39 protein-coding genes and 1 pseudogene are annotated in these 23,584 nt (G+C 36.1%); 8 read left to right on the forward strand and 32 right to left on the reverse strand.

What is annotated here, in order from left to right; all coding sequences use genetic code 11:
- The 27 genes and pseudogenes from RWU19_RS02945 to RWU19_RS03075 form a co-directional block, all read right to left on the reverse strand.
- Nucleotides 1-116: pseudogene (locus RWU19_RS02945) on the reverse strand (ArpU family transcriptional regulator); the annotation flags it as partial.
- A 73-nt stretch (nt 117-189) separates the two neighbouring features.
- A complete protein-coding gene (locus RWU19_RS02950; protein WP_316002676.1) occupies nt 190-414 on the reverse strand; it encodes a hypothetical protein in 225 nt (74 codons plus the stop codon).
- A complete protein-coding gene (locus RWU19_RS02955) occupies nt 411-623 on the reverse strand; it encodes a hypothetical protein (protein ID WP_316002675.1) in 213 nt (70 codons plus the stop codon). Before RWU19_RS02955 ends, RWU19_RS02950 begins: the two co-directional genes overlap by 4 nt.
- Entirely contained in the window at nt 620-862 is a 243-nt protein-coding gene (locus tag RWU19_RS02960; protein WP_316002674.1) for an ASCH/PUA domain-containing protein, read from the reverse strand. Before RWU19_RS02960 ends, RWU19_RS02955 begins: the two co-directional genes overlap by 4 nt.
- 11 nt (nt 863-873) lie before the next feature.
- Nucleotides 874-1,215 carry a hypothetical protein gene (locus RWU19_RS02965; RefSeq protein WP_316009841.1) on the reverse strand — a complete coding sequence of 114 codons (342 nt, stop codon included), beginning with the start codon at nt 1,213-1,215 and terminating at the stop codon, nt 874-876.
- A complete protein-coding gene (locus tag RWU19_RS02970; RefSeq protein WP_316002673.1) occupies nt 1,212-1,490 on the reverse strand; it encodes a hypothetical protein in 279 nt (92 codons plus the stop codon). The genes RWU19_RS02965 and RWU19_RS02970 overlap by 4 nt, the downstream gene beginning before the upstream one ends.
- Entirely contained in the window at nt 1,487-1,702 is a 216-nt protein-coding gene (locus tag RWU19_RS02975; protein WP_316002672.1) for a hypothetical protein, read from the reverse strand. Before RWU19_RS02975 ends, RWU19_RS02970 begins: the two co-directional genes overlap by 4 nt.
- Nucleotides 1,699-2,196, reverse strand: coding sequence for a hypothetical protein (locus RWU19_RS02980; protein WP_316002671.1), 498 nt, complete (start codon nt 2,194-2,196; stop codon nt 1,699-1,701). Before RWU19_RS02980 ends, RWU19_RS02975 begins: the two co-directional genes overlap by 4 nt.
- Nucleotides 2,193-2,726 carry a DUF1642 domain-containing protein gene (locus tag RWU19_RS02985; protein WP_316002670.1) on the reverse strand — a complete coding sequence of 178 codons (534 nt, stop codon included), beginning with the start codon at nt 2,724-2,726 and terminating at the stop codon, nt 2,193-2,195. Before RWU19_RS02985 ends, RWU19_RS02980 begins: the two co-directional genes overlap by 4 nt.
- A 10-nt stretch (nt 2,727-2,736) precedes the next feature.
- Nucleotides 2,737-2,958 carry a phosphocarrier protein HPr domain protein gene (locus RWU19_RS02990; protein ID WP_316002669.1) on the reverse strand — a complete coding sequence of 74 codons (222 nt, stop codon included), beginning with the start codon at nt 2,956-2,958 and terminating at the stop codon, nt 2,737-2,739.
- Nucleotides 2,951-3,130, reverse strand: a complete 180-nt coding sequence (locus tag RWU19_RS02995) for a DUF6877 family protein (RefSeq protein WP_252702777.1) — start codon at nt 3,128-3,130, stop codon at nt 2,951-2,953. Before RWU19_RS02995 ends, RWU19_RS02990 begins: the two co-directional genes overlap by 8 nt.
- Entirely contained in the window at nt 3,123-3,584 is a 462-nt protein-coding gene (locus RWU19_RS03000) for a hypothetical protein (protein ID WP_316002668.1), read from the reverse strand. Before RWU19_RS03000 ends, RWU19_RS02995 begins: the two co-directional genes overlap by 8 nt.
- Before the next feature lie 11 nt (nt 3,585-3,595).
- A complete protein-coding gene (locus RWU19_RS03005) occupies nt 3,596-3,727 on the reverse strand; it encodes a hypothetical protein (RefSeq protein ID WP_316002667.1) in 132 nt (43 codons plus the stop codon).
- A gap of 4 nt (nt 3,728-3,731) precedes the next feature.
- Nucleotides 3,732-4,142: a hypothetical protein gene (locus RWU19_RS03010; protein ID WP_316002666.1), complete on the reverse strand. Its 411-nt coding sequence runs from the start codon at nt 4,140-4,142 to the stop codon at nt 3,732-3,734.
- Nucleotides 4,143-4,163: 21 nt separating this feature from the next.
- Entirely contained in the window at nt 4,164-4,352 is a 189-nt protein-coding gene (locus RWU19_RS03015) for a hypothetical protein (RefSeq protein WP_410053480.1), read from the reverse strand.
- A gap of 9 nt (nt 4,353-4,361) precedes the next feature.
- Nucleotides 4,362-4,706, reverse strand: coding sequence for a hypothetical protein (locus tag RWU19_RS03020; RefSeq protein ID WP_316002664.1), 345 nt, complete (start codon nt 4,704-4,706; stop codon nt 4,362-4,364).
- Between the two features lie 11 nt (nt 4,707-4,717).
- Nucleotides 4,718-5,683 carry a Lin1244/Lin1753 domain-containing protein gene (locus tag RWU19_RS03025; protein WP_316002663.1) on the reverse strand — a complete coding sequence of 322 codons (966 nt, stop codon included), beginning with the start codon at nt 5,681-5,683 and terminating at the stop codon, nt 4,718-4,720.
- A gap of 18 nt (nt 5,684-5,701) precedes the next feature.
- Nucleotides 5,702-6,415, reverse strand: a complete 714-nt coding sequence (locus RWU19_RS03030; RefSeq protein WP_316002662.1) for a putative HNHc nuclease — start codon at nt 6,413-6,415, stop codon at nt 5,702-5,704.
- Nucleotides 6,412-7,311 (reverse strand): DUF1351 domain-containing protein, encoded by a 900-nt coding sequence (locus RWU19_RS03035; RefSeq protein ID WP_316002661.1) that lies wholly within the window; start codon nt 7,309-7,311, stop codon nt 6,412-6,414. The genes RWU19_RS03030 and RWU19_RS03035 overlap by 4 nt, the downstream gene beginning before the upstream one ends.
- The gene (locus RWU19_RS03040) at nt 7,312-7,989 is read right to left on the reverse strand and encodes an ERF family protein (RefSeq protein WP_316002660.1); all 678 of its coding nucleotides are present in this window, start codon (nt 7,987-7,989) and stop codon (nt 7,312-7,314) included.
- Nucleotides 7,986-8,180 carry a hypothetical protein gene (locus RWU19_RS03045; RefSeq protein WP_316002659.1) on the reverse strand — a complete coding sequence of 65 codons (195 nt, stop codon included), beginning with the start codon at nt 8,178-8,180 and terminating at the stop codon, nt 7,986-7,988. Before RWU19_RS03045 ends, RWU19_RS03040 begins: the two co-directional genes overlap by 4 nt.
- Entirely contained in the window at nt 8,173-8,493 is a 321-nt protein-coding gene (locus tag RWU19_RS03050) for a hypothetical protein (protein ID WP_316002658.1), read from the reverse strand. The genes RWU19_RS03045 and RWU19_RS03050 overlap by 8 nt, the downstream gene beginning before the upstream one ends.
- Before the next feature lie 42 nt (nt 8,494-8,535).
- Complete coding sequence (locus RWU19_RS03055) at nt 8,536-8,721, reverse strand: hypothetical protein (RefSeq protein ID WP_316002657.1); 186 nt, start codon at nt 8,719-8,721, stop codon at nt 8,536-8,538.
- Nucleotides 8,722-8,731: 10 nt separating this feature from the next.
- A complete protein-coding gene (locus tag RWU19_RS03060; RefSeq protein ID WP_316002656.1) occupies nt 8,732-8,986 on the reverse strand; it encodes a helix-turn-helix domain-containing protein in 255 nt (84 codons plus the stop codon).
- 6 nt (nt 8,987-8,992) lie between these two features.
- Nucleotides 8,993-9,538, reverse strand: coding sequence for a hypothetical protein (locus tag RWU19_RS03065; protein WP_316002655.1), 546 nt, complete (start codon nt 9,536-9,538; stop codon nt 8,993-8,995).
- A 63-nt stretch (nt 9,539-9,601) separates the two neighbouring features.
- Nucleotides 9,602-9,754, reverse strand: coding sequence for a hypothetical protein (locus RWU19_RS03070; RefSeq protein ID WP_179189687.1), 153 nt, complete (start codon nt 9,752-9,754; stop codon nt 9,602-9,604).
- A 117-nt stretch (nt 9,755-9,871) separates the two neighbouring features.
- Nucleotides 9,872-10,111, reverse strand: a complete 240-nt coding sequence (locus tag RWU19_RS03075; protein WP_316002654.1) for a helix-turn-helix transcriptional regulator — start codon at nt 10,109-10,111, stop codon at nt 9,872-9,874.
- A gap of 160 nt (nt 10,112-10,271) precedes the next feature.
- Between RWU19_RS03075 and RWU19_RS03080 the strand changes: the two genes are divergently transcribed.
- The 4 genes from RWU19_RS03080 to RWU19_RS03095 all read left to right on the forward strand — a co-directional run bounded on the left by RWU19_RS03080 (nt 10,272) and on the right by RWU19_RS03095 (nt 13,300).
- Complete coding sequence (locus RWU19_RS03080; RefSeq protein WP_316002653.1) at nt 10,272-10,646, forward strand: helix-turn-helix transcriptional regulator; 375 nt, start codon at nt 10,272-10,274, stop codon at nt 10,644-10,646.
- A gap of 3 nt (nt 10,647-10,649) precedes the next feature.
- Nucleotides 10,650-11,114, forward strand: coding sequence for an ImmA/IrrE family metallo-endopeptidase (locus RWU19_RS03085; protein ID WP_316002652.1), 465 nt, complete (start codon nt 10,650-10,652; stop codon nt 11,112-11,114).
- 67 nt (nt 11,115-11,181) lie between these two features.
- On the forward strand, nt 11,182-11,994 hold the full coding sequence (locus tag RWU19_RS03090; RefSeq protein ID WP_316002651.1) for a hypothetical protein: 813 nt from the start codon (nt 11,182-11,184) through the stop codon (nt 11,992-11,994).
- Nucleotides 11,995-12,154: 160 nt separating this feature from the next.
- A complete protein-coding gene (locus RWU19_RS03095) occupies nt 12,155-13,300 on the forward strand; it encodes a tyrosine-type recombinase/integrase (RefSeq protein ID WP_316002650.1) in 1,146 nt (381 codons plus the stop codon).
- A 76-nt stretch (nt 13,301-13,376) separates the two neighbouring features.
- On the opposite strand, the gene lepA is transcribed toward RWU19_RS03095, so the two are convergent.
- Nucleotides 13,377-15,212 carry a translation elongation factor 4 gene (lepA, locus tag RWU19_RS03100; RefSeq protein WP_316002649.1) on the reverse strand — a complete coding sequence of 612 codons (1,836 nt, stop codon included), beginning with the start codon at nt 15,210-15,212 and terminating at the stop codon, nt 13,377-13,379.
- 146 nt (nt 15,213-15,358) lie between these two features.
- Here lepA and eis point away from each other — a divergent pair, with 146 nt between their 5' ends.
- The 3 genes from eis to RWU19_RS03115 are packed head-to-tail and all read left to right on the forward strand — an operon-like array spanning nt 15,359 to nt 17,757.
- Nucleotides 15,359-16,579, forward strand: a complete 1,221-nt coding sequence (eis, locus tag RWU19_RS03105; protein WP_002340728.1) for an enhanced intracellular survival protein Eis — start codon at nt 15,359-15,361, stop codon at nt 16,577-16,579.
- Nucleotides 16,580-16,598: 19 nt separating this feature from the next.
- On the forward strand, nt 16,599-17,093 hold the full coding sequence (locus RWU19_RS03110; protein ID WP_123837807.1) for a nucleoside 2-deoxyribosyltransferase: 495 nt from the start codon (nt 16,599-16,601) through the stop codon (nt 17,091-17,093).
- The gene (locus RWU19_RS03115; RefSeq protein ID WP_002316308.1) at nt 17,071-17,757 is read left to right on the forward strand and encodes a hypothetical protein; all 687 of its coding nucleotides are present in this window, start codon (nt 17,071-17,073) and stop codon (nt 17,755-17,757) included. Before RWU19_RS03110 ends, RWU19_RS03115 begins: the two co-directional genes overlap by 23 nt.
- Nucleotides 17,758-17,908: 151 nt before the next feature.
- Here RWU19_RS03115 and clpB read toward each other — a convergent pair whose 3' ends face one another.
- The 4 genes from clpB to RWU19_RS03135 all read right to left on the reverse strand — a co-directional run bounded on the left by clpB (nt 17,909) and on the right by RWU19_RS03135 (nt 22,070).
- Nucleotides 17,909-20,518, reverse strand: coding sequence for an ATP-dependent chaperone ClpB (gene clpB / locus RWU19_RS03120; protein ID WP_002340730.1), 2,610 nt, complete (start codon nt 20,516-20,518; stop codon nt 17,909-17,911).
- A gap of 315 nt (nt 20,519-20,833) precedes the next feature.
- Entirely contained in the window at nt 20,834-21,049 is a 216-nt protein-coding gene (locus RWU19_RS03125) for a hypothetical protein (RefSeq protein ID WP_123837808.1), read from the reverse strand.
- A 15-nt stretch (nt 21,050-21,064) separates the two neighbouring features.
- Nucleotides 21,065-21,637 (reverse strand): YcdB/YcdC domain-containing protein, encoded by a 573-nt coding sequence (locus tag RWU19_RS03130; protein WP_123837809.1) that lies wholly within the window; start codon nt 21,635-21,637, stop codon nt 21,065-21,067.
- Nucleotides 21,638-21,650: 13 nt separating this feature from the next.
- Nucleotides 21,651-22,070 carry a MarR family winged helix-turn-helix transcriptional regulator gene (locus tag RWU19_RS03135; RefSeq protein ID WP_002340733.1) on the reverse strand — a complete coding sequence of 140 codons (420 nt, stop codon included), beginning with the start codon at nt 22,068-22,070 and terminating at the stop codon, nt 21,651-21,653.
- Between the two features lie 130 nt (nt 22,071-22,200).
- On the opposite strand from RWU19_RS03135, the gene RWU19_RS03140 reads away from it, so the two are divergent.
- Nucleotides 22,201-23,550 carry an MFS transporter gene (locus tag RWU19_RS03140; protein WP_260241526.1) on the forward strand — a complete coding sequence of 450 codons (1,350 nt, stop codon included), beginning with the start codon at nt 22,201-22,203 and terminating at the stop codon, nt 23,548-23,550.
- The last annotated feature ends 34 nt before the right edge of the window (nt 23,551-23,584 follow it).

A 23,584-nucleotide genomic window follows, 5' to 3' on the forward strand; every position in this document is an offset into this window, starting at 1 on the left:
CTACATCTTGCTGATAGATATGCTGAAAGGAAAACACCAACATTATGTTTTGTGCGGTCCATATCAACATCTTTTGCGCTTGGTGTCTCATATTTCTTTACATCGAAAAGTACCATCCTCTGATTCCCCCAATTATGATATAATACTTGTGTCAGAAATATTATTCATAGTCGGAGGAATCCGGCTTTTTTATTTACTAAATATTGTTATGAGTTTTCCGCCTTCTCGAACATAGGTTCTATTAATTTTTTTGAAGTTTTTTATACATCCTAAAAAACACATAAAATACTCTGGCGAGCTATTCATCTCAATTTCTTGCAAAGTAATTTTTTTATCATTCTTATTAGCAAGATAATTCAGAGTATCAGCCTCCATTTTCTTGCTTTTTTCTAACCTAGATTCCATTTTCTTCATACCGTTTCCTCAAACATCAAATCAAACAGTTCTCTTGAAATGTCTAACCAAGCTCCGCTTTCGTGAGTAAGTTCTACTTCTGTGTCATTGTCTTCGATATCTTCTTCACTTTCCCAGATACTCCCTTTCAGAATATCAACCTCTCGCTCTGTTTCAACTCCATCATCGCATTCAGGTAAACTGAATGTTTCTAAGCATTTGTATTTCATTCCATTTCCTCCATCCCTCTAATTCCTAGCACTACATATCCATCTTGCTGAGCGTAATCAGTAATATAAGTGATTTCTGCTTTGTATGAGTTGCCTGTATATTTTTCGCCAGTCCACTCTCTCAAAATTAACTGACTACCAACTTTAAAATTACGATCATTCCTGCGGATCTCGAATTGTTTGCGTCCGCTTGTGACTGCTTCAAAATATTCTGGTAGTATTTTTAGTTCGTGGATCATTCCGCTTCCTCCTATTCTAATCCCCACTGTGCAAATGCTGCTAGGACTTCATTTTCTTGTTTTCTGTCAAGTTGCCAGTGAGCTTTTCTAACCTTTAAATCTGTCATTCTATCTAATTGATTAATTGCTAGTATCGGAAGTTTTAAAGAGTAGTCATTACTCTTCAACCACTCCAACACGATTTTCTGGTTGTCGTCTAGCTGTATTTCTTCAAGGGCTTGGGCATTTAATAGCGCATAATTGAATCCTTCTAAAAAGCTATGATTTACCGTTTTGTGAGGGTCGTTATTCTCGTTACACTCTTTTTCTAATCTGTCTGATTCTGCTTCTAACCATTTCAACGACTTGCTCATTCTTCCACCGCCTCATATGTTTTTTCAAAAATATCTGGCTTACATGGATAAAATTCGCCTTCCACACCTTGAATAATATAGTCTCCATCTATAACAGTCATATTGCCTTCTAAAGTAGAAATGAAAAATCTGCCTTCACGTTCTTCGGTTCCTTTCGCTGTAGTTAATCTAGCCATATCTGTAACCATCGGATAGTACTTTGCAACATCCTTTTCCGCTTTTGATCGATCAAATTGTACTGCTTCAATAACTACTGGTTTCTTTCTATATTTCATCCTTCTGCCACCTCAAACATTAAATTGAATAGTTCCCTTGAAATTTCTAACCACCAGCCATTTTTATGAGTAATCACTACTTCCTGATCCATTTCTCTGACAGGTTTCTCGCTCTCCCAAATACTACCTGCCGGCACGATAAGTTCTCGCTCTGTTTCAACTTCATCATCGTATTTAGGTAAACTGAATGTTTCTAAGCATTTATATTTCATCCTTCTACCACCTCTTCCTGTTCTACTTCCTTTATTTCCCAAAAAGGTTTAATTTTATAGAATTTATGCATTTCTCGATTCATGGAACGAACCATGCTTTCTAATACAGTTGATCGTGTACCTAGCGAAACATTTTGTTTCTTCGCTTTCTTAACACTTGTCATGCCAAGATATTTTTCACTAAAAACATATATCCCTTGGGAATAATATTTCCACATCAATTTATCGTCTTGCTGCATCTTCTCCCATAAATCTTGAGTAATGACTAAATAATTGTAATCGCCTATAAACGTTTGTTTCGCTTTGCTTTTCAAATCAGCCATGCTTACTTTAATTTCATAGCATCGGATTGTATTGTCTGTTGAATAAGTAATATAATCTACTCTTTCATTACCAGACCATCCAATTGTTACTTCAAAACAACCAAATACTCCCATGCGATTTGTTTCATGCCACAAGCATTTTTCTGCTTGCATAGTGAGTTCTGTCTTCATCCTTCTGCCTCCTCTTCCACTGGCACAGCAAACGGCCAGAATCTCTCATCTATTGCTTTGATTTCTTGTTCGGTAAAACTTACTTGCTCGTAGTTACCTATAACATTTTCGTTATTTGATAAATAGAACAATTTTGTTTTAATGTTTTTCACTAAAAATTTCTGTTCCTTCAAAATATCAAATACTACGTAATACAACGGCTCTTTCTCGACCTCGTAGCCAATTAGCCAAGCACGCATGAACGGCTCTGGATTTGCAACTACCCAACTAATCTCATCGCTGTAGTCACCTTCTTCTGATTCTAACCAATCCTTAAAGCAAACAAGAATATCAGTTAGCTGTACATCATCTTCTTTGTATTTTTCTATTAATACCGCTATGGATTGTGGCACCACTGGCTTTTGCGGTTCGTCTAGTTGTTTTATTATCGTAATACCTGCATTTATACCCTCGTTATAGCAAGCAGCTCTTGCATCATTTCCTATCATTTTAAGACTTTCTAAATCCTTGATGGCTTCCTGTTTATTCATCGCTGTCCTCCTAACCATTCATCCAAAACATAAACTTCACCAAATCTTCTTGTGTACCATTTACATAAAGGTTCAGTTCTGCTCCAACTGCAATCAAAATTCCAACGGTTAATAAAGTGATTCCTAATACTGTGCAGTCTTTTCCTCGCTTGTTTGTATGATTGATTAAATAAAAACCAAAGATTGCTAATACTGCGCCCATCACGCTCCAAAAAATTGTCATTTCAACCATTATTTTTTTCCACCTTCAAATTTACTTTTCCGAACTTCACTAAGTTTTCTAAATATCTTACTTGCTGAGCCACATATGCTTCTTCTTTGCAACATTCCAAGCGATGATTGACATCGCTTAGAACTGACAAAGGAAAATCATATTTGCTTATTAACTCATTGATTTTATCCATCGTTTTCACTAGTCACTACTTGGCTCATTGATTTTAATAGTTCTTGTTCCTCATCAGTCAATCCTCCGTTTTTAGGACGTAAGACCTCCTCAGCATAGTAATAGTTACCTGCTTTATCATGTTCACCAGCAATTCCTGTTGCATATTTGTTATACAAAGGTGTTTTACAACTAGGACATTTTGTAAATACATTGCCATATTTGGTTATATTTCTGCCTCTATACCTACATACAGGACATGTGACTTCTGCTTGAACCCATTTTGGAATATTGTTTTCTACAGATTTCGTTTTTGCTTCTTTGTTGGTGTTGGTTGTTTCGCTATCTTCTTTGATAAATAAAGCTTCAAAATTTCCTGTAGCCAATTGATGTGCTGCAATTATTTCTTGTGTGTCTAATTCTCGCTCCGATTTAATTGTTACTGTGATTTCTTTGCCTTGAATGACTGTTCTCATTTTATTTCCTCCTAAAAAATAGATTGCCAAATGATTACTGCTAACTTCATTAAAGCCCCCACAAGCATAAGAATGAGAGCAAGAACAAAAGTACATCCTAATAAATCGCTGATAATATCAAACCAATTTTCGATTTTTTTCATTTCTTTAATCCTCCAACTTTGCAGTCAACCCAAATGGCAACTGAATTTTGGGCGGAAATACCCAGAGATGATACATATTGGCTTCATCCACTAATTCACTCATTTTTGGAAAAAACTCTATAGCTTCACGTTCTTCTCCAAATAATTCATTTTTGATTCTTTGTTTTTCTCGCCAAGGAATATCCGTGTTTTCAATGTTACGAATAGCCGCATGAAGTACTGGACCATATTCTTTTGTCTCAACAGTCCGAACTAAAACGGCAAAACTACCATCCGTGTAGCCTCTATCCATTTCAGCAACCCAACCGTGACATCTATTGGTTGATTTTGGGCTTGCTCCTTGTCGCCAATTTTTAGGCAACGGCGAGCGCATACCTTTAACTCTATCGAAACTTTTGCGTTCTTTTTTATTCATTTTTCCTCAACCTTCCTGATATTAATTTCCAAAAGCCTTTCTTACTTCATATGCATCATTAATGATTTTCGTTAATGTATCAGAAGGATAGATACGCTTATTCATGACTTTCTTATCTTGTTCATAAAGCCAGTCGAGCTTCTCTATTGTTCCATCATCAAGCGAATACCTTGGGCGTTTCTTCTTAGGTGGGACATCTTTTTTATTCAACTGTCCCACCTACTTTTTTGTTCTGCGTTTCTTCCGCATTTTTTTAACTGCATGTTCAGGGAAATTTTGGTATTTCCAGTTTAAAAATCTGCCAGAAGAAACTCCTACCGCTTTTTGTATGTCTCTAGATAAATAACCGAGATCAATTAAGTGTTTATATTTTTCATAGGTCAGTTCACTTAATTCCATCTTTGGCAACGGTCTTGATGTTCCCATTAAATCAGAACTAATTTTTTTGCTAATTGATTGAACAGTTTTAAGCTCTTCTTCTGTTAAGTCATTGACAGAACGACCTGCCATTAATACAATAAGTTGCTTTCTTGCTCTAATTTTCTCTTCTTTGGTTACGTTCATACAATCATCCTTCATATATAATTAGATGTGCTATTCCCCTGTGCCGATGTCGACTCTTTTTTCCGTTTCAAATATTCTTCAAAACGTCGGTCAATTTCAGCTTTTTTATTAGGGTCTAGTGCATTTTCTTCTTGCTGTTTATCTACCCAGTCAGGTAACTTTTCACGTCGCACATTATTTTGATATTTTGAATTTGAAGATTTTGCCTGCTGATTTTTCCGTTTTTCCTCTTCACCTTCAATAGCAGCCTTACTAAATAGACGTTTGTTGAAACGATTCTTGAGAATACCTTCTAAATATTTCCATCTGCGATTATTATTTTCGATTGCTGTATTTACACCATGGATCATCCAAGCATCTGCTTGTTCAATGGTCAATCCTGCTTCTTCTAGGTCTTTTAACCAAAAATTGATATTGTCTCCCATAGTATTTCCATACGGACTACCGAACCCATTTTTTTCGAGATAAGAATATATTTGGAGCGAATACTGTTCTGATTCAGTAGTATTTTCTTTACTTTTATTTTCTTTACTTTCCTTTACTTTACTTTGTGGATTAATGTTTACATTATCTCCATTAGAAGAAGAGTTAATGTTTACATTAATTACGTATTGGGTTGGTTTTGGTGATTTTCGTCTTTTTGTTGCTTCGAAGTACACGGCTTGGATGTTTTCAGATGTCAGCACCTTAGCCGAATTGAACAGGTCTTCGTTAAAGAATTCCCACGCAACCAAGCGGGCTACAATCTGATCTAATAATTCCTTACTTACTCCAGGCAGGCGTTTTAAAAGGGTCGCTTTGGTTAAATCATTCCACACAATGAAGTATCCTTTTTTATATACCGCACATAGCAGTTTGATAACCGCAAGCTCACCTTTTATGCCAAATTCCCCAGCAATAGCCTCTATTTTTTCATCTTCGAAAATATCAACATCAAGTGGAAAATAATCAAGACCATCCTTTGTAGGTCTTGCCAAGTCATTACCTCCTAGTACTTATGCAGTTTCTAATTCAAAATATCCTTGTAATACTTCCTGCTCTTTAAATTCATCTAAAACTTTCTTAGAAGTAAGCTTCAGTTTTAAAATATCTTCTTCCTCTAATCGAACCGGAATAATCTGATTCGCTTTAACGAAATAATTTATACCTTGCTGATGCTGTAGTTGGTGATGTTTACGACATAGTGCCATGAGCAGCAATAAACGATGATCGGTTCTCTTTCTATTTTTTCCTGCTCCCACTGATTGAAAGTGAGCAATGTCTGCATGTTCGCCACAAAGACAACATTTTCGATGTTTCAAAGAGGAATAAAACCAATAATCATCTTCTAGAAGATAAATGTAATCTCCAGGAAGCTCGATATTTGCTTCTAGGACAAAATCAATTAAGAAATGAATCCATTGGTTAGCCTCATGACGAGTAGCTAACCGATGGGAAAACACTTCTCCTGTTCTTCCTTTGTAGTAATATTTCATCAATAGCTCTGTTCTTTCAGGGTAGTCGTTGCTATATCTCGCAATATCCCGAATCAATGAATGAGAAAGAGCATTTTGCTTTGATGTAATCTTTCGATTGTCATGGACCTTTACTTCTACATAAAGTTCTTGTCCATCCGCTAATAAATTTAAAAACTCACGATTGATTGGCTTACTAGACTGTATTCGAAACCAATTATTTTTCACTTCAAATACTTTAGCTAGGAATCTCATTCATCCATCTCCACCTGATACTTCACGCCTAAATCTTCGATTGTCTTTTTGATAATGGAAATTTGTTTTGCCGTTCCTGTGATATTTAAAGTAAATGAGTAAGTCGGTTCATCTTCGCTTTCTTCTGCATGTAGTTCTTTGTGTACTTCTACAGCCGTTTTATTTGGTAAAGCTTGCTTGATTTCTGCTTCTGCTTTTTCTAGTTCCCTTTGTTCTTGCTCTAAAACTTCCTTAGCTGCTGCATCTATCTTTGGAAAGATATTAGCAGCCGTTAAGCCTTCATCAATCAACATGACCCAAGAATGTGGTTCTAGCTTGTTTGCCTTTGCGTAACTTTCAACTAGTTTTTTATTCTGTTCTCTTGTGTCTTTTCTTTGTTTTATCTCAATACATTCAGCTAGAATCTCTTTTTCAATCTTTTTAGTAAGTTTATTTTTAGCAGTAAAGTTTGAAGAGTTAAGCCATGAAGACTTCAACTCTATTTCTGAAACTTCTAATCCATAATTGGTAGCTTGTTCGGTTAGTTCAGCTAACACAATTACTTTTCGATCTTCCTTAGTTTTTTCTTCAAATTCTTTGATTTGAGAATCAATTTTATTCGAAACCATTTGTATTTCAGTACTGTACTCTTTTATTTTTTCTTCAAAAGATTTCAATGGTTCGTTAAAATCCTTTTTCACTTCTTTTCGTTTATCATCAATCAAAGTAAAAATTCTCTTCAATTCTTTTCGAGCTTTTTTAGCATCTGCAATATCCGACTCTTTAAAAATTAAATTGTCATATTTTTGAACTGTTGCATTGATGAGCAAGGCTAGTTGATCCTCATTAGTAATATTGATGATGCTTGGTGTGTACTCTACGTCAAACAATAATTCTGTTGAAAGTTCGTTTGTCATTTAAAAGTCCTCCCACGATGATTTTTGGGGCTGTTCTTTGGGTTGTCTGTTGTATTTACCTTCTGCTTTTTTGAATAGAATTTTTAGATAACCAATTAATTCCGAATAAAATTCTTCGGTCACTTGTTCTATGCGTTCATAACCATGCTTGCCCAATACATTGGCAGCAATCACTTCTTTTGATGCTTTGGTTATATTAGAAATATCCTGAACGTATTTATTGAATGTTTCTATAAATACCTCATTGAGATTTTCTTCTTCTGATGATTGATCCGTTGGTGGTAATGCATCAGAATCTTTTGTATCATCAATCAAGTACAATCCGTTTAGCGCATATTTACGGGCATAAGACGAAGCAGAACCGGTCACTTGACTATCATCCATTTTTGTCTTTGATTCAGCTTCTCTCGCATATCCGACAATACTTTTACTCTCATTACCATCAGTTAATAGAGCAGTCGCCTTTATATAAAAGCGGTCACCAATCATTACTGGCTCATCTGTTAAGGTTAAAAGCAATCCCATCTTTTTGTTTAATGGTTTCACGGCTTTTAGAATGTCTTCACAACTTCTATAGTTATAATTGCCATATTTGCTATACTGGCTTTTCGGAGCCTTCAAATCATTTTGAATGGAGATTATTTTTTCATTAAAGGATAGATTTTCACTTTCAGTCATATCATCACCGGCTTTCCCACACTATTTTCAATGAACGCTTTTAAATCATCTTCACGAACATACTCATTTTCAATTGAATAAACTGTTTCCCCTGGATACAGAGGTTTACCTCGCCAGTCGAATGCCTTTGGTTCTTCTTCGTCAGGCAAAGTTTTCAATTGATGATCCAGTGCTTGTCCAAAATCATTCATGCCGATTACCTCCGTTCATGAAACGCATTAATTCTTCAAAGGTCATTTCTACGTGCTGATGTTTTGGTTGTTCAATACCGAAAATATCCCTTAAATAATGACAAACTTCGCATGGACATTCTGCCTTTTCCATAGATTCAGTCCAAGAAGTCAAGCTATTGAGTAAAGCAATTCCTGATTCAGAAATTGCTCCGCCAATCGAAGAAATTCCTTTCCCTGTATTCATATCAAACGTGGAAATAGCGTGTCCAACATCTTCTTTTTTCAATTCTTCTTTTAATTCAGCAATCAGATTTTCAATTTTTTTATTCATGTGGTAAAATCTCCTTAGTTATGATTTTTTTAAATTTGCCGATTAGCGACGGCCATCGCTGGTCGGTCTTTTTTGTGTTGGCATTTTGAAACTTTCTCTTACAGCAGTAACTACTACTAAAGTTCCCCAATAAATCAGCGCATATGCTGGATTAATACTTGCCAATACAATTGCTACTAAACTCATTAGCAAAGCACCTTTTACAGTCATTTTGTATACAGTCTTCATTTACCCCACCTCAATTAATTTTGTATATTCTATTCTTTTTTAACATTTCCGGATCAGAAAATTCTCTATAGTCCTTTTGGCTACTGATAGCAGATTTCATAAATCTTCTAATTTCAAAAAGAGGAATCGAAAGGGTTCCAAATTTTATTGCCCTTAATTCTCCCGTTTTAATAAGGTTTCTTATTACGTGTTCACTAGTATTCATAATTTTAGCGGTTTCCTTAACAGAGAAACTTTCTTTTGGTATGTTTGTTGTTTGATTCACAGATAATCATCCTTTCATGTATCCTTGATTAATCCAATATGATAATCTCTCTTCACTTAGCTTCCGAATATCGATTCCCAGCATTTCACATAGACCACTGATAAGTGTTACTTCAACCATAATTTCGTCTAAATACTCATAAGCGTATGAGATTATTTGTTGCCGATCATCAACGGTTAAATACTCAACGTTTTTGAGAAGAATTTTTTCGACTTCTTGTTTCTTCTGCTTTCGCTCATCGGATTCAATTCTTTGAAGCTTGTCTAGCGAAGAAGGGTCTTTTCTATAGACTTCACTATCAATAGATTTGAATAGCCCAAAAAACTCATGAATCACTTGCATAGTAAAATCAGAATCTCTGAAATGATCCGTTAAAACTTGAGCATTTTCTAATGTTACAGGCTTAGTCTTATGTGGTGTTGTCCAGTCACTCAATGACTGTTGAGATACATTAACTTGCTTTGCTATTTCTTTCTTCGTTTTGCCACTCTTATTTATCACCTTAATTAATGATTCTCGAATGACAGCTGATTGTCTTAACAGTTTAAACACCTCAATTTCTTATTCGCCCGTATATCAATACGAGCGATTTTTTTATACTATTAATTTAAAGAATCAAACGAAAGCTGCTTCGTCTAATTCACGTTCAAGCTCTTTTTGAACTTCTTCAACTAAACGATCAAGTTGATCATCTGTAGCACACTTGATGATGTGAACAAGTCTAGGTCTTGCATCAAGTACGATGTTTATTTTTTCTTGTCGTGACATGAAAAGCACTCCTTTTTTAGTTAACTAATAATTGGTAAACAATTGAAACAATAATAGAAAGTAATATTGGCAAAACAATCGTACAAAATTTACCTTCAAGAAAATCTTTATCGTTTTTCATTTAATTACCTCAACCACACGTTTTTGTTCCGTTTTAGTTAACTCAGACTCTAAAAAAATGTCATCTGGTTCTTTACCAAATACTAAAGCGATTCTTACTGCATTCTCGTAAGAAAGTTTTCTCTTTCCTTTCTCTATCATCCAGTAGAATTCTTTAGTTAATCCAGCTTGATCCGCTACATCTTGAAAAGTTTTTCCGCTTTCTTTTCGGATTTTTTCTAACTTTTTTAAAACCATTTGTTTTCCTCCTTATATTTGTTAACCTCAGGTTAACTTTATTATAAGTTAACTGTTAGTTAATTGTCAACAGCAAAATTACTATTTAGCTAACTTTTTTTTAATGCTTGAGTTAACAGGTAGTTAACGATAAAATCATATTTAGAAATGAGGTGTTAATATGGACTTTGGTACTAGATTAAAAGAACTTAGAAAAAGTAAAAAACTAACGCAGCAAGAATTAGGAAATATTGTCCATGTCTCTAAAGTTTCTATTTCTGGTTATGAACGTGGAGAAAGAAGTCCGGATAGAGAAACACTAACAGCTCTTGCGGATTTTTTCGGTGTCACTACTGATTATTTATTAGGTAGAAATAAAACGCCCGACTGGGCAAAAAAAGAAGATGTCATACAGTTAGATAAGATTCTTAAGTCTAATTCCGGCATGTCATATGGTGACGATTTGGCAACTGAAAAAGACAGAGAAGTAATAGATGATTTAATCGCAGGATATTTTTGGTCAAAAAAACAAAAAGAAAAGAACAAAGAAGGTTAAATTATGGTATGGGCTGTAGACGAGTTACATGAAATAGCTAAAAAAATAGGAACATATAATCCTTTTGCTATTGCTGAGTATAAAAATGTTGACATAGTTTTTACGGATAAACTTCCTGAAAATCAAATGGGATTAGCTGTTTCAGAATTAGAGGTAGCTTTTATCAAGAGCTATTTTCGGGAGCAGCCTTTTTCTCTGTTTTTGTGTGCACATGAACTTACTCATGTCATTTTTCACGATGGTATACAAGCCTATTACAATAGAAACAGATTTGCTAAAGGAAAAATAGAAAATGAAGCAGATAAAGGTGCTGTATATTTGCTTGTGAATTACTACGCAGAACTATTTCCTTACGCAGATTACTTTCGTGCCGATCTCATATTAGAGTACTTTGACTTGCCTAAATATCTGTTTGGTAAAGTAGAAAAAGAAATGAAATTATTTGCTTTGGAAAAAATTAATTTTTAAATTTTGGCGACTACTACTACCTGCCATTAAATGGGAGTAAATATATTTTTATTGTTGTGGAGGAAATATGGAGAATTTTGTATTAATTTTATTCGTAGTATTTTTTATTAGTTTCATTGTTGGTTTGGTATGGTTAATAACTAGTTTTTTGAAAAAAAAACCAAAGAAAAAAAGCCTTATTACATTAGGTATATCATTAGCTTCTTTTGTACTAATGATTATTACAACTCAAGTAGCTGCTTCCAATCAAGCAAAAGAACTAAAAGAAACAGAATATACGGATGATTCAACTTTTAATTCTTATTATGATAGCTTAGTGGCAAAAGCTTCTAGCGAAATTAATTCTAAAGAAAATTCAGGAAACACTACTGATTCTTCAACTGAATTATCTTCAGAAGATACATCAACTGTTTCTTCAAACGAAGAAAAACACACAGAATTTAAAACTGGCAATTATAAAATTGGTGAAAAAATGCCTGCTGGTGAATATAAACTAACTAGTGATGGTAGTATCGCTTATTACAAAATAAGTTCAGACCCAAACGGGGAAGAAATCATTACAAATGGAACTTTCAACACATTTGGTTACTTATCTGTTCAAGATGGACAATACTTAACTTTACAAGATATTGTTGCTACACCTATCTCGGAAGTTTCCCCTTACACTGGAGATTATAAACAAGGAACTTATAAAGTGGGCTTTGATATCAAAGCTGGTGAATATGAATTAAAAGCTGATTCAAATGATGCTTACGTAAAAATATCAACAGATGCTAACGGGGAAGATATTGTTTCGAATGATACCTTTACTAACAATAAGTTTATCCAGATTACAGACGGACAATACTTAACTTTACAAGCTTGTGAAATTATTCAATAAAAAAGACTTGCCTTCGGGCTTTTCTTTTTAAACAAGACAGAACATAAGTTCTTATTATTAGTGAAGATATAAGAAAGTAAACAAATTTAACTCACATTGACTGATATAGTTTAAACAGTTTGTCATATTTCTTTATTACAAATACGAAAGGAAAATAAGTATGAATGGCTCAGTAAGAAAACGTGGAAATAGTTGGTATTACAGAATGGATTTAGCTTATATAAATGGCGAACGGAAACAAATAGAACGCTTTGGAGGTAAAACTAAAGAAGAAGCTCAGAACGCATTAAGAGACGCCATTAAAGAATATCAAACCACAGGAGACGTGCTATCCCTCTCTGACATATCTGTTATTGATTATTACGAATATTGGTTCAATAACTACGTAAAAATAAACCTTAAAAAAAATACTCAAAAGAATTATCGAGGGATTTTAGACAATCATATTTATCCATATATAGGTAATTATAAGTTGAAATCTGTGAAACCTGGTAAGCTTCAAGAATTGCTTAACGAAGAATTTAACAAAGGATTTTCAAAACAAACTTTGTCAATTATAAAAGGTGTTTTAAATAAGGGATTTCAAATGGCTATATATCCCTATGGTTATTTACATCAGGATCCTACACGATATATCAAAATCCCTAAATATGACTTAAAAGAATGGAAAGATAAAGGAGACTTGAAAATTATTTCAATGGAAGATTTTAAACTACTCTCTTCCGCAATTTCCCCTAGTGATCCTTACTATTTACCCATGATGATTAGTTTTCAAACTGGTTTACGGCGTGCAGAAGTATGTGGTCTAATGTGGAAAGATATAGATTTCGAAGATGAAACATTAAGAGTGGAAAGAATTATGATCCAAGATGGAAAAGACTTTACTCTTGGAACACCAAAAACAAAAGCTTCGTATAGGACCATTCTTCTGGGAGATACTCTATTAAAAATATTAAAAATGATGAAAAAGAGACAAAAAGAAAATAAATTATTTTATGGAAGTAAATATATAGATTCGGACTTTGTGTGTGTAAAAGAAAATGGTCAACCAGTTACTCCCAATTCAATCAAGTGGTATACTGCAAAATTACGCAAACAAACAAAAGTGAATTTTAATTTCCACTCATTTCGCCATACACATGCTACCATGCTTTTAGAACAAGGAGCAAAACCTAAAGAAATACAAGCAAGATTAGGGCATTCTAGATTAGCTACTACTATGGATACTTACGCACATGTAACTAAAAAAATGAAAAAAGACACTATCGACATCTTTGAAAAGATGTTACGTGATAATGTCTTTTAATCATCTCCCATTTTAACGTGGGAAAAATGTGGGAAAAGTCAGCGCAAGGGTTTTAATGAATAGAGAAAAACCCTTGCTACTTCTTCGGTTCATCCTCATCCATTTTCAGAACGGCCATGAAGGCTTCTTGCGGAACTTCGACGGAGCCGATTTGTTTCATCCGCTTCTTCCCTTCTTTTTGTTTCTCTAAGAGTTTACGTTTACGAGAAACATCTCCACCATAACATTTAGCCAAGACGTTTTTACGCAAGGCCTTGATGTCTGAACGGGCAACGATTTTTTGTCCAATAGCTGCTTGGATTGGCACCTCAAATTGTTGGCGTGGGATTAGTTTTTTCAGTTTTTCAACGATTGCTTTTCCACGTTCATAGGCAAAGTCTCGGTGAACGATAAAGCTTAATGCATCGACTTTTTCTCCATTCAGTAAGATGTCCATCTTCACTAACTTGCTTTTTTGATAACCAGACATTTCATAATCCAATGAGGCATAGCCTTTTGTGCTTGATTTCAATTTGTCAAAAAAGTCAAAGACGATTTCAGAAAGCGGAATATTATAGACGACATTTACTCGGTAATCGTCTAAGTAATCCATCGTAATGAATTCTCCACGTTTTCGTTGAGAAAGTTCCATGACTGCACCGACAAAATCATTGGGCACCATAATCTGTGCTTTGACAAATGGTTCTTCTACATCTTGGATCGTTACAGGTTCAGGAAAATCTGCCGGGTTATCAACTGTAGCAGTCGTACCATCTGTTTTATTAACATGGTAAATAACGGATGGTGCAGTCGTGATCAATTCTAGATTGAATTCTCGTTCCAAACGTTCTTGGACGACATCCATATGAAGAAGTCCTAAGAATCCGCAGCGGAACCCAAATCCTAATGCTTGAGAGGTTTCTGGTTCGAATTGCAAAGCAGCATCATTCAATTGCAGTTTTTCTAAAGCTTCCCGCAAATCGTTGTAACGAGAAGTATCAATTGGATAAAGACCACAATAAACCATCGGATTCATTTTTCGGTAACCTGGTAAAGCTTCAGCGGCAGGATGGTCTGCTAACGTTACTGTATCCCCTACTCGAGTATCTTGGACAGTTTTGATACTTGCTGTGATATAACCGACATCACCGACCATCAAAAAGTCTCTAGCAACTGCTTTTGGCGAGAAGACCCCAACCTCTGTAACATCAAATGTTTTGCCATTACTCATCAGTTTGATTTTATCTCCTGGTTTGACCATACCGTCCGTGATCCGGACATTTAGAACAACACCGCGGTAACTATCATAAATAGAATCAAAGATCAAAGCTTTTAGCGGTGCGTCTAAGTCTCCAGTTGGTGCTGGAACATATTCCACGATTTGCTCGAGAATATCTTCGATCCCAATCCCTGATTTGGCACTGGCTAATACAGCTTCACTAGCATCGATTCCGATTACGTCTTCGATTTCTTGACGGACACGTTCGGGATCTGCTGCAGGTAGGTCGATTTTATTGATGACTGGCAGGATCTCCAAATCATTGTCTAACGCTAAATAAACATTGGCCAATGTTTGGGCTTCGATTCCTTGGGCTGCATCGACCACTAAAACGGCGCCTTCACAGGCAGCAAGGCTTCGAGAGACTTCATAGGTGAAGTCGACGTGCCCTGGAGTGTCGATCAAGTGAAAGATATATGTTTCTCCGTTTTTCGCTGTGTAATTGAGTTCTACAGCATTTAATTTAATCGTGATTCCACGTTCACGTTCCAAATCCATCGAGTCTAACAGCTGATCTTGCATTTCGCGAGACGTCACAGTGTGCGTCATTTCTAAAATACGATCGGCCAATGTAGATTTTCCATGGTCGATATGAGCAATGATCGAAAAATTACGAATCTGCTCTTGGCGTTCTTTCATTTTCTTTATATCCATAGCGTCTCCTCTTTTCATATAATCAGCACTTTCCATTATACCAACGAAAAGCAGTAATTTAAAGACTTTTTAATTAGTCAGCTTTAGAAGTTTTTTTGGTAGAATTTTGCTATACTGTTATCAAGCTAATAAATGGAGATGAAAAAATGGATCAAAAAGATTTTAGAGAAAATCTTGAATTAAAACCAGTCACTCAAGAACATATCGATCAGTTCAACGAATTACTTTCCTATGTGTTCCAAGTGACTGAAGCAGATATCGAGGAAAGCGGGTTTGAGAACAAACGAGCTTTTATCCGTTCCAAAAGACCGATTTTAGAAGTATCGAAAGTGTTCGGGTGGTTCCATGAAAACAAACTAATCTCTCAAATCGCTATCTATCCTTGTGAAGTCAATATTCACGGTGCACGTTATAAAATGGGAGGTGTGACTGGAGTTGGAACTTATCCAGAATATGCGAACCACGGATTGATGCAAGATTTAATCATCGTTGCATTGGATAATATGCGCAAGAACAAGCAATGGATCTCTTATTTGTATCCTTATAGTATCCCCTATTATCGGCGCAAAGGATGGGAGATCATGTCTGATAAACTTTCCTTTAAAATCAGAGATACACAGCTACCTAAACAAGTCCCAGTAAGTGGTATGGTTGAGCGATTATCAGTTGATCATCCAGACGTATTTGCCGTTTATGACAAATTTGCCCAACGAAACCATGGTGCTTTATTCCGCAGTGATTTTCATTGGGAAGAATATTGGCGTTTCGAAAATGAAGATGAGCGCACAGCCGCTGTCTACTACGATAGCAATCATGAACCAAGAGGTGTTCTATTCTACTGGGTAGCTGAAGAAATATTTCACGTAAAAGAAATGTTCTATCTTGATCAAGAAGCTCGAAATGGCTTATGGAACTTTATTTCCGCTCATTTTTCCATGATTTACTGGGTACATGGAGATATTTACAAAAATGAGCCCTTAGCTTTTTTGATTGAAGACAGTCAGATCAAAGAGCAGATCGAACCATATTTTATGGCTCGGATCGTTGATGTAAAAGAATTCCTTCAACGGTTTCCGTTTGTTGGAACAGCTGATGCTTTTCATTTCATCATTGAAGATCCTGTCGCTCCTTGGAATAATGGCGTCTTTGCTTTAACATGGGATGAACAAGGAAAAGTCCGTGTCTTGAATGAACCTATAGGAAACCCTGTTCGATTGAATATCCAAACATTGACTTGCTTGATGATGAATTATCGACGTGCTTCTTATTTAGCAAGAATCGAACGGTTAGAAACAGATGAAGAAACACTGAAGTCACTAGAGCGTATCATTCCAAACATGGAAGCTTACTTTAGCGATTATTTTTAATAAAAAGGATGATGTTTAGATGAAAATTTATTTTGCCGCACCAATGTTTGCTAAAAGTGATTTGTTATATAACGAGCAGATAGTTAAAGAAGTCAGAGCGCTCTCTCCTGAACTTTCAATTTATCTTCCTCAAGAAAATGAAGCAATCAATGACAAAACTGCTTATGCAGACAGTCGGATGATTGCTCTTGCAGACTCAGAAAAAGTGTTGGAAAGCGATTTGATGATTGCTTTATTAGATGGATTGACGATTGATGCTGGCGTAGCATCGGAAATCGGTGTGGCTTATGCGAAAGGTATCCCAGTGATTGGCTTGTATACTGATACTCGGCAGCAAGGCGGAACCCACCCGAAAAAAATCGCTGCGCTACAAGAAACAGCTGAGAATCAATTTCACTATCTGAACTTATATACAGTAGGACTGATCAAATTGAATGGAAAAGTGGTTTCTTCAGAGACTGAGTTGCTTTCAGAAGTAAAAAGATTTTTAGATGGAGGGACTTTCAGTGATTAAAGAAATCAAAAAGGTTCAAATAGCTTTACTTGCTTTTGGTGTATTCGTTGTCTGCTATAATTTTTATGAATTTATCACCCAAAAGTATTCGACTTCTCAAGGAATCACATTTATCGTGGAATCTTTATTAGGGATTGCATTGATTTTCATGCCACAAGTCATTTTGACAGTTTTCAAACTTAAAATTCCAGCAGCAATCGTTTTGTTTTACTGGTTTTTCTTATTCATCTCTGTCTTTTTAGGTACAGGGATGCATTTGATCAGTATCATCTCTTTTTGGGACAAAATCTTACATGCGGTGAGTCCAATGGTCCTGACAGCTCTTGGCTATGGATTGATTGGTTACTTGATGAAAGATGCGGAGATATCAAAAACCAGTCCTTGGTTGTTCCTTTTATTCGGCTTTGCGTTTGCTGGACTTTGCGGCGTGTTTTGGGAGTTCTGGGAATTCTTATGCGACCAGTTCTTAGGCATGAATCTTCAACGTTTTGCTGCTTCTGATGGCACACTGTTTGTCGGACGAGCAGCATTGATGGATACGATGGGCGACTTGCTGACAAATACGATAGGTGCTGCCCTGATGGGATTGTTTGCATGGTCTCAAAGTAAAAAAGATGAGCGTTACTTTGAAAGTTATAAATTAGAAAAAGTGAAAAATACCTAATAAAAGAGGTTGTGACAGAAGCGGGCAGCTTCAAGAAATTTCGGCTTATTTTTCGAAGAAGCTACTTCTGGAACATTGTTTATTTGAAAAAAAGGAGGTCTGACACTAGTTGTGTCAGACCCCTTTTTTCTTTTATAGTCTCAATGGAAGATTAGACGATTTCTTCTAGCTCTTCTGTTTTGAAATGAAGTTGTCCATCAAGTAAAGTAATCGTTACTTTTGATTTAGGCATAACATGTCCTGCAACGATTTCTTTAGCTAGTGGTGTTTCTACTTCCTTAGTGATAAATCGTTTCAATGGTCTTGCACCATATGCTGGTTCATAAGCATTTTCAGCAATCCACGTTTTGGCTTCATCACTGATTGTCAACAGGATTTCTTGATGTTCCAGACGTTGTGCCAATTGCGCCACCATTTTGTCAACGATTCCTTTCACGTTGTCTAGGCTCAATGGTGTAAATAAAATCGTGTCGTCGATTCGGTTCAAGAATTCTGGTTTGAAGTTTCCACGTAATAGCGTGTTGACTTGTTCAGCCACTGCTTCTGGAATCGTTCCATCAGCAGTCACACCTTCCAACAGTAACTGTGAACCGATATTGCTAGTCATGATCAGAACTGTATTTTTGAAATCAACGACTCGCCCTTTTGAATCAGTTAGGCGTCCGTCATCTAGGACTTGTAACAAGATATTGAAGACATCGGGATGCGCTTTTTCGATTTCATCCAACAAGACGATTGTATAAGGATTTCGTCTGACAGCTTCCGTTAATTGACCGCCTTCTTCGTAACCTACATAGCCTGGAGGAGCTCCGACTAGACGAGACACAGCATGTTTTTCCATATATTCACTCATATCGATCCGTACCATATGATCTTCTGAGTCAAACAAGTTCTCAGCTAAAGCTTTCGCTAATTCGGTTTTTCCGACACCAGTTGGTCCTAGGAAAAGGAAAGAACCTAGAGGACGATTTGGGTCTTGCAATCCAGCACGTGAACGAATCACCGCGTCACTGACCGCATCAACTGCTTCATCTTGACCAATCACTCGTTTATGAAGTGTTTCATTCAATTTAATCAGTTTTTCTCGTTCGCCTTCTACAAGTTTCGTTACGGGGATACCCGTTAATCTGCCAACGACTTGAGCAATCTCATTTTCGGTAACGGACTCTTGAACCATCTTAATCTCGCTGTCTTTTGCTTTGGCTTCTAATTCCTTCAATTCTTTTTCTAATTGAGGTATCGTACCATGACGCAATACAGCAGCGCGTTCCAAATCATAGTTATTTTCTGCATCTTCTAATTCGTGTTTTGCTTTATCGATTTCAGCACGTTTTGCTGAAACAGAATTGACCTCTTCTTTTTCTGTTTCCCACTGCATCTTCATTGCATTTGCTTCTTCACGAAGTTCAGCTAATTCTTCTTGCAAATTTTTCAGTCGTTTTTTACTTGCATCATCTGATTCTTTTTTCAGTGCAGCTTCTTCGATTTCCAACTGCATCAAACGTCTGGTCACTTGATCTAATTCCGTTGGCATAGAGTTCATTTCTACCCGAATCGTTGCACTGGCTTCATCGATCAAATCGATTGCTTTGTCCGGTAAGAACCGATCAGTAATATAACGGTCAGATAAAGTAGCTGCTGCTACTAATGCGTTGTCATGGATATTAACACCATGGTGGATCTCAAAACGTTCTTTTAATCCACGCAGAATACTGATCGTATCTTCCACCGTTGGCTCTTTGACTAATACCTTTTGAAAACGACGTTCCAACGCTTTGTCTTTTTCCATATATTGACGGTACTCATCTAAAGTTGTGGCACCGATCAAATGTAATTCACCGCGAGCAAGCATTGGTTTCAACAGATTTCCGGCATCCATGCTTCCTTCTGTTTTTCCTGCCCCTACGATATTGTGGATTTCATCGATGAACAAGATGATACGTCCATCACTTTTTTTGACTTCTTTCAAGACTGCTTTTAGTCTTTCTTCAAATTCACCGCGGAATTTTGCTCCAGCGATCAATGCTCCCATATCTAATGAAAAAATCGTTTTATCTTTTAAATTTTCAGGAACATCTTTGCGTACGATACGTTGAGCAAGTCCTTCAACGATCGCCGTTTTCCCTACACCGGGTTCTCCTATCAGAACAGGATTATTTTTTGTTTTTCGTGAAAGAATACGGATGACATCACGGATTTCTTCATCACGACCGATGATTGGATCCATTTTTCCACTTTTGACTTGCTGTACTAAATCAACGCCGTATTTTTCTAATGCTTTGTATTGTTCTTCTTGGTTTTGCGAGGTCACCCTTTCTCCTCCTCTCATCTCTTCGATGTTTTTACGCAATTCTTTTTCAGATAATCCGTTTTTATTCAAATAAACAGTTAACGGATAATTTTTTAATTTCATCAACGCTAAAATAACGACTTCCGTTGAAAGAAACTCGTCGCCGAAGCTTTCGCGTATTTGGTCTGCTTCATTCAATAATCGAAAGAAGTTCTGGCTGAGGTTTTGTCCATATTGGACGTTTCCACCAGAAACAACTGGATACTCATCCAGTAGACGATCGATTTCATGTTCAAAAGATTCGACATCCAATCCGGCATCCGTATAGAAATTTCGGCCAAAATGATTAGGTTGTAAAAAGATTTTCCATACATGGGCAATGTCGATATCTTGGTGTTTTCGAGTGACCGCAATCTGTTGAGCTTCAGCAATTGCTTCTTGAAGCGTCGTAGTCATTTTCTCAATATTCATACAGGTATACCTCCTAATTAAAGGTAAGATCAATTATTTCTTTGATCTTTACAAAAACTATTATATCGCTTTGGTCAATTTTGGTCAAAATATACACATAGTTTTTTGACTTTTTTTCTCGTCTTATATAAATCTTAAAAAAACAAATTTGATTGTATGTATACAAAAAAAGAGCCAAGCAAACGTAAAATCATCTTACCTATTATGGTTATTTGGCAAGCATTCTTTTTTCAATAGAAGAATAATATTTTGGCTGCTTGGCTCTTTTTTCATTGATTATTTACGTTAAATACTTGCTTTTAATAACTATATTTTTCACCACTGCGTTTCTTCCATACGATCTTCTAATTCTCGAATCGTATGAGACAGTTCTTCTATTTCTTCTTTTATTTCGTCCAGTGTCATGCCACTAGCACTGTATCCTTTATAGTAGGCAGTCATATAGTCTGTATCTTCTAGTCTCTGGAGCCGATTTCTGAGATTTCCTAAAAGCTCTAGATCAAATTCATCGTATAGTCCATTCATGTTCATTTCTGTCCCTCCTTGTTAGGCTAATGCATTCGGACTTGGAAGCTGAGGCCCTTTTCCTTCACGAGCTAATACCCAATCGTCGTTGTCCCACATTTCCGTTTGTCGGCGTCCGTGAAAATAATCCCATCTTGAGTCGATTTCCATCTCAACGAGTTTGCCGTTGGCTCCTAATGTAACCCAGTTGTAGCTTCCATTTCGATGAGCAAATTTGATCCATTGAACAGGAAATGTTTGTTCCACGCTGTTTTCATCTATAAAGCTACGCTTTTGTTGCTCTATGCGCATAAATGTCAACCCTTTCGCATAGGTTGGATTGAACTTATGAAATATCTTTTCAGCTAAAGCTTTGGCACGTTCGGTTGATAACAATTTTCCTTCAGGTATTTCGGTCAGATTCTTAAAACTGACTAAATGCTTTCCTTCTATGACTTCAATGATTCTTGGTCCATTATGAAGATAGATTCCTTGATTTTGATAACGGATGATGTTGACTTTCTTTTTGTTTCTTTGTTCTATTAATTCATTGACTAATTCGTAATGATTAGGAATTTCTACTAGTCCCTTTAGTACATTGGATGTATTTTCCATGAGGATCACCCTTCTATTCTTCTTGTGCCAACTTTCCTAACAGATACTCAAATGTTCCTTGCTCATCAGCTGTCAATTTTGACAGAAAATTCTTCTGAGCATTTTCTACAGATTCTACTACTTGAGCGTGAAGTTCTTGTCCTTTTTCTGTTAATTCTAAAAGAAAACTTCTTCGATCTTGTGTATTTTTTTCTTTTGTCACTAACCCCATCTTCGTTAACTTCTGTATTGTTCTGGTGACATTGCTTCCATCCAATCCGGTCAATTTGATTAATTCTTCTTGTTTCAAATGGTGATAATCATGGATTTTCACAATAAAGTAATAATTCGTTGAATTTAATTTGAGCGGAGCTAGTGCTTGGTCTAATTCTTTTTGATAAGTTCGGGTCAATTTGGCTAACCACTTCAAATTGCTTTCGCCTTTATTTTCCATTCTTCTCCTCCTTTTAGTTGACAAACTATTCTCGCAAGTCATATAATTGCGTGCGCAAGCATATTCTAAAACAAATCATTGAACTTGTCAATTTGTAGGATGCTTAAAAAGATTTTTAGGAGGAAAAAAGATGAGTCAAACGAAAAAAGGATGGATTTTACTAGCAATCTATCTTGCTACATTTATGACTGCAGTCGAATCCACGATCGTCATCACAGCTGCTAATGCTATTGCTAATAGTTTTGGTCGTGAAATCCCGATTGCCTTACTGTTTTCTAGTTACTTATTCTCCAGTGCATTGTCAACACCTGTATTCAGCCGTCTGGCGGATCAGTATGGAAAGAAACCGATTTTTATCATTGGATTGCTCTTGTTTATGGCAGGTACTTTTCTTTGCGGTATTTCCCAATCATTTTTTATTCTGGTATTTTTTAGGCTGGTTCAAGGAATAGGTGCAGGAGGAATCATGCCCATTACTTTCTCTCTGATTGGTGATTTATTTGATTATGAATCTCGCGGAAGAATAATGGGATTGAATAATTCAGCATGGGGGATTGCTTCGTTAGCTGCTCCTCTTTTAGGAGGGCTATTGGTCGAAAATTTTAGTTGGCACTGGGTGTTTTTTATAAACATCCCTTTTGGCTTATTAACGATTCTGATCTTACTTTTATTCTATGATGAAGAAAAACGTCCGTCTGTCTCTTTTTCTTATCAAGAACTGGGACAATATCTCTTTCTGGTTACAAGTTTATTTCTTTTACTAGTTGGTATCCAGATAATACCAGATCATTTTATACTTGGTGGCGGCGTGTTCCTTTTTGGCATCCTTGTTTCTTTCATTTTGCTTTCCTATGAAAATAAAGTAAAGGAACCAGTCTTACCTGTCGAAACATTGAGATCATCTGACTTTCTTTTGTTCAACCTCGTTACTTTTCTCATGAATGGAGCAATGATGGGGTTTCAAGTATATCTTCCGTTATGGATTCAGACGCAACTTTCTTTATCCCCTAGTCTTGGTGGTTTAGCGCTTTTACCTTCCTCTGTCTTTTTTATTACTGGATCGATGATTGCTGTGCCATTAGGAAAACATTTTGGAACGAAACGTTTATTAACCTTCTGTATGGGGGTGAATGGTTTAGTTTTTCTTATTTTAGGATTTCTACCACAAATGACACCTTATTTCGTTCTTCTTATCTTAGCCTCTTTTTCAGGATTTGGTACTGGCACAACGGTTACTACAAGTGTCTTGTCTGCACAAGTTTTAGCTACAGATAAAAATATCAGTACGGTATCTGGTTTCATCACCCTTTGCAGAAATCTAGGTCAAAGCTTTATGATCACTTTTTTTGGTATCGTATTCCAATTGTTTAGTAATGGTACTTTTTCCATTGATGGTTATCAGGGAGTATTTTTTTCTGCTTTTTTTGTTGTTCTATTAAGTATCTTAATGGTTCTTTTAAAAAGAGACAGTCTAGAATAAATGCATTGGTAGAGCTGCCTCAAGAAAAAATGTG

It is taken from the genome of Enterococcus sp. 2STP, from assembly GCF_032465635.1.
In the GTDB taxonomy this organism is placed as follows: Bacteria; Bacillota; Bacilli; order Lactobacillales; family Enterococcaceae; genus Enterococcus_B; species Enterococcus_B lactis.